The 5210-nt window shown below is 58.0% G+C and carries 3 rRNA genes; all 3 read left to right on the forward strand.

Annotated features, from left to right (window positions below):
• The first annotated feature begins 166 nt into the window (after positions 1 to 166).
• The 3 genes from LG396_RS38600 to rrf all read left to right on the forward strand — a co-directional run bounded on the left by LG396_RS38600 (position 167) and on the right by rrf (position 5208).
• Positions 167 to 1694, forward strand: a 16S ribosomal RNA gene (locus LG396_RS38600).
• Between the two features lie 172 nt (positions 1695 to 1866).
• Positions 1867 to 4997, forward strand: a 23S ribosomal RNA gene (locus LG396_RS38605).
• Between the two features lie 94 nt (positions 4998 to 5091).
• Positions 5092 to 5208: ribosomal RNA gene (gene rrf / locus LG396_RS38610) — 5S ribosomal RNA — on the forward strand.
• Together the 16S, 23S and 5S rRNA genes form the textbook arrangement of a ribosomal RNA operon.
• The last annotated feature ends 2 nt before the right edge of the window (positions 5209 to 5210 follow it).

Consider the following 5210-nt stretch of genomic DNA (forward strand, 5'->3'; position numbering starts at 1 on the left):
ACACCGAAGGGAAACGCCCGGAGAAGCCCGGTGAGGGTTTTGAAGGAAGTGTCCGTTCTTTGAGAACTCAACAGTGTGCCAAGTAATCGATGCCAAGTGTTTGATGTTTTGACACAGCAGTATGCGAGGCAAACTCGTTTCTGTTGATGCTGCAGTTTTGTATGCATTTACGGAGAGTTTGATCCTGGCTCAGGACGAACGCTGGCGGCGTGCTTAACACATGCAAGTCGAACGATGATCCGGTTTCGGCCGGGGATTAGTGGCGAACGGGTGAGTAACACGTGGGCAATCTGCCCTGCACTCTGGGACAAGCCCTGGAAACGGGGTCTAATACCGGATAGTACCTTCGGGCGCATGCCTGTTGGTGGAAAGCTCCGGCGGTGCAGGATGGGCCCGCGGCCTATCAGCTTGTTGGTGGGGTGATGGCCTACCAAGGCGACGACGGGTAGCCGGCCTGAGAGGGCGACCGGCCACACTGGGACTGAGACACGGCCCAGACTCCTACGGGAGGCAGCAGTGGGGAATATTGCACAATGGGCGCAAGCCTGATGCAGCGACGCCGCGTGAGGGATGACGGCCTTCGGGTTGTAAACCTCTTTCAGCAGGGAAGAAGCGAGAGTGACGGTACCTGCAGAAGAAGCGCCGGCTAACTACGTGCCAGCAGCCGCGGTAATACGTAGGGCGCAAGCGTTGTCCGGAATTATTGGGCGTAAAGAGCTCGTAGGCGGCTTGTCGCGTCGGATGTGAAAGCCCGGGGCTTAACCCCGGGTCTGCATTCGATACGGGCAGGCTGGAGTTCGGTAGGGGAGATCGGAATTCCTGGTGTAGCGGTGGAATGCGCAGATATCAGGAGGAACACCGGTGGCGAAGGCGGATCTCTGGGCCGATACTGACGCTGAGGAGCGAAAGCGTGGGGAGCAAACAGGATTAGATACCCTGGTAGTCCACGCCGTAAACGGTGGGCACTAGGTGTGGGCGGCATTCCACGTCGTCCGTGCCGTAGCTAACGCATTAAGTGCCCCGCCTGGGGAGTACGGCCGCAAGGCTAAAACTCAAAGGAATTGACGGGGGCCCGCACAAGCGGCGGAGCATGTGGCTTAATTCGACGCAACGCGAAGAACCTTACCAAGGCTTGACATACACCGGAAAACCGTGGAGACACGGTCCCCCTTGTGGTCGGTGTACAGGTGGTGCATGGCTGTCGTCAGCTCGTGTCGTGAGATGTTGGGTTAAGTCCCGCAACGAGCGCAACCCTTGTCCTGTGTTGCCAGCACGCTCCTTCGGGGGTGGTGGGGACTCACGGGAGACTGCCGGGGTCAACTCGGAGGAAGGTGGGGACGACGTCAAGTCATCATGCCCCTTATGTCTTGGGCTGCACACGTGCTACAATGGCCGGTACAATGAGCTGCGATACCGCAAGGTGGAGCGAATCTCAAAAAGCCGGTCTCAGTTCGGATTGGGGTCTGCAACTCGACCCCATGAAGTCGGAGTCGCTAGTAATCGCAGATCAGCATTGCTGCGGTGAATACGTTCCCGGGCCTTGTACACACCGCCCGTCACGTCACGAAAGTCGGTAACACCCGAAGCCGGTGGCCCAACCCTTGTGGAGGGAGCCGTCGAAGGTGGGACTGGCGATTGGGACGAAGTCGTAACAAGGTAGCCGTACCGGAAGGTGCGGCTGGATCACCTCCTTTCTAAGGAGCACAGTGCCGAATGCAAGCAAGTGTCTTGCACGGCCAGCTCATGGGTGGAACATCGATTACGCAGTACGGCGCACTGTTGGGTATCTGAGAGAGCGGGCACGCAGGTGTCTGGGTCTCTTATGGGTTGTTGTTTGAGAACTGCACAGTGGACGCGAGCATCTGTGGCCAAGTTTTTAAGGGCGCATGGTGGATGCCTTGGCACCAGGAACCGATGAAGGACGTGGGAGGCCGCGATAGGCCCCGGGGAGCTGTCAACCGAGCTGTGATCCGGGGGTGTCCGAATGGGGAAACCCGGCAGTCGTCATGGGCTGTCACCCGCTGCTGAATGTATAGGCAGTGTGGAGGGAACGCGGGGAAGTGAAACATCTCAGTACCCGCAGGAAGAGAAAACAACAGTGATTCCGGGAGTAGTGGCGAGCGAAACTGGATGAGGCTAAACCGTTTGTGTGTGATACCCGGCAGGGGTTGCGCAGGCGGGGTTGTGGGAGTTTACGTGACTGGTCTGCCGGCTGGTCGGCGAGTGAGAAACCGTACATGTAGGCGAAGGGCATGCGAAAGGCCCGGCGTAGAGGGTAAGACCCCCGTAGCTGAAATGTGTGCGGCTCGTTGTGAACCACCCAAGTAGCACGGGGCCCGAGAAATCCCGTGTGAATCTGGCGGGACCACCCGCTAAGCCTAAATATTCCCTGGTGACCGATAGCGGATAGTACCGTGAGGGAATGGTGAAAAGTACCGCGGGAGCGGAGTGAAAGAGTACCTGAAACCGTGTGCCTACAAGCCGTGGGAGCGTCGCGTCATGCACCTTGTGTGCATGGCGTCGTGACTGCGTGCCTTTTGAAGAATGAGCCTGCGAGTTAGCGGTGTGTAGCGAGGTTAACCCGTGTGGGGTAGCCGTAGCGAAAGCGAGTCCTAGCTGGGCGTTGAGTTGCACGCTCTAGACCCGAAGCGGGGTGATCTAGCCATGGGCAGGGTGAAGCGGCTGTAAGAGGTCGTGGAGGCCCGAACCCACCAGGGTTGAAAACCTGGGGGATGACCTGTGGTTAGGGGTGAAAGGCCAATCAAACTCCGTGATAGCTGGTTCTCCCCGAAATGCATTTAGGTGCAGCGTCGTGTGTTGCTTGCCGGAGGTAGAGCTACTGGATAGGCGATGGGCCTTACCGGGTTACTGACCTTAGCCAAACTCCGAATGCCGGTAAGTTGAGCGCGGCAGTGAGACTGCGGGGGATAAGCTCCGTGGTCGAGAGGGAAACAGCCCAGAGCATCGACTAAGGCCCCTAAGCGTATGCTAAGTGGGAAAGGATGTGGAGTCGCAGAGACAACCAGGAGGTTGGCTTAGAAGCAGCCATCCTTGAAAGAGTGCGTAATAGCTCACTGGTCAAGTGATTCCGCGCCGACAATGTAGCGGGGCTCAAGCGTACCGCCGAAGTCGTGTCAGCAGCACAATAAGCCTTAACGGGTGTGTTGTTGGGTAGGGGAGCGTCGTGTGCCGGGTGAAGCCGCACTGTAAGGTAGTGGTGGACGGTTCGCGAGTGAGAATGCAGGCATGAGTAGCGATACACACGTGGGAAACGTGTGCGCCGATTGACTAAGGGTTCCTGGGTCAAGTTGATCTGCCCAGGGTAAGTCGGGGCCTAAGGCGAGGCCGACAGGCGTAGTCGATGGATAACCGGTTGATATTCCGGTACCCGCTGTGAAGCGCCAAACATTGAATCAGGTGATGCTAAGCCCGTGAAGCCCCCTGTCTGATCCTTCGGGTGATGGTGGGTGTGGTGGAGCCGGTGACCCGAGCTTGTAGTAGGTGAGTGATGGGGTGACGCAGGAAGGTAGTCCAGCCCGGGCGGTGGTTGTCCCGGGGTAAGGGTGTGGCCTGAGAGGCAGGTAAATCCGTCTCTCGTGAAGGGTGAGACCTGATGCCGAGCCGATTGTGGTGAAGTGGATGATCCTATGCTGTCGAGAAAAGCCTCTAGCGATGTTTCATGGCGGCCCGTACCCTAAACCGACTCAGGTGGTCAGGTAGAGTATACCGAGGCGTTCGGGTGAACTATGGTTAAGGAACTCGGCAAAATGCCCCCGTAACTTCGGGAGAAGGGGGGCCGCTTCCGGTGATCCGTTTTACACGGGGAGCTGGGGGTGGCCGCAGAGACCAGCGAGAAGCGACTGTTTACTAAAAACACAGGTCCGTGCGAAGCTGTAAGGCGATGTATACGGACTGACGCCTGCCCGGTGCTGGAACGTTAAGGGGACCGGTTAGTCACTCTTCGGGGTGGCGAAGCTGAGAACTTAAGCGCCAGTAAACGGCGGTGGTAACTATAACCATCCTAAGGTAGCGAAATTCCTTGTCGGGTAAGTTCCGACCTGCACGAATGGCGTAACGACTTCTCGACTGTCTCAACCATAGGCCCGGTGAAATTGCATTACGAGTAAAGATGCTCGTTTCGCGCAGCAGGACGGAAAGACCCCGGGACCTTTACTATAGCTTGATATTGGTGTTCGGTTCGGCTTGTGTAGGATAGGTGGGAGACTGTGAAGCGGCCACGCCAGTGGTTGTGGAGTCGTCGTTGAAATACCACTCTGGTCGTGTTGGATGTCTAACCTGGGTCCGTGATCCGGATCGGGGACAGTGTCTGGTGGGTAGTTTAACTGGGGCGGTTGCCTCCTAAAGAGTAACGGAGGCGCCCAAAGGTTCCCTCAGCCTGGTTGGTCATCAGGTGGTGAGTGTAAGTGCACAAGGGAGCTTGACTGCGAGACTGACGGGTCGAGCAGGTGCGAAAGCAGGGACTAGTGATCCGGCGGTGGCTTGTGGGAGCGCCGTCGCTCAACGGATAAAAGGTACCCCGGGGATAACAGGCTGATCTTCCCCAAGAGTCCATATCGACGGGATGGTTTGGCACCTCGATGTCGGCTCGTCGCATCCTGGGGCTGGAGTCGGTCCCAAGGGTTGGGCTGTTCGCCCATTAAAGCGGCACGCGAGCTGGGTTTAGAACGTCGTGAGACAGTTCGGTCCCTATCCGCTGCGCGCGTAGGAGTCTTGAGAAGGGCTGTCCCTAGTACGAGAGGACCGGGACGGACGGACCTCTGGTGTGCCAGTTGTTCTGCCAAGGGCATGGCTGGTTGGCTACGTTCGGGAGGGATAACCGCTGAAAGCATCTAAGCGGGAAGCCTGCTTCGAGATGAGGACTCCCACCCCCTTTGAGGGGTTAAGGCCCCCTGTAGACGACGGGGTTGATAGGCCGGATCTGGAAGCCCTGTGAGGGGTGGAGGTGACCGGTACTAATAGGCCGAGGGCTTGTCCATAGCTGCTTGCGTCCACTGTGCGGGTTCTGAAACAACAACCCGAGTTTTCTCGACCCGGCCGGGTGCTGGGTCGGGGTTGACAGTTTCATAGTGTTTCGGTGGTCATAGCGTTGGGGAAACGCCCGGTCTCATTCCGAACCCGGAAGCTAAGCCCGTCCGCGCCGATGGTACTGCATGGGGGACCGTGTGGGAGAGTAGGTCACCGCCGAACAA

Origin of the sequence: Streptomyces aculeolatus (assembly GCF_020400605.1) — a bacterium.
In the GTDB taxonomy this organism is placed as follows: domain Bacteria; phylum Actinomycetota; class Actinomycetes; order Streptomycetales; family Streptomycetaceae; genus Streptomyces; species Streptomyces aculeolatus.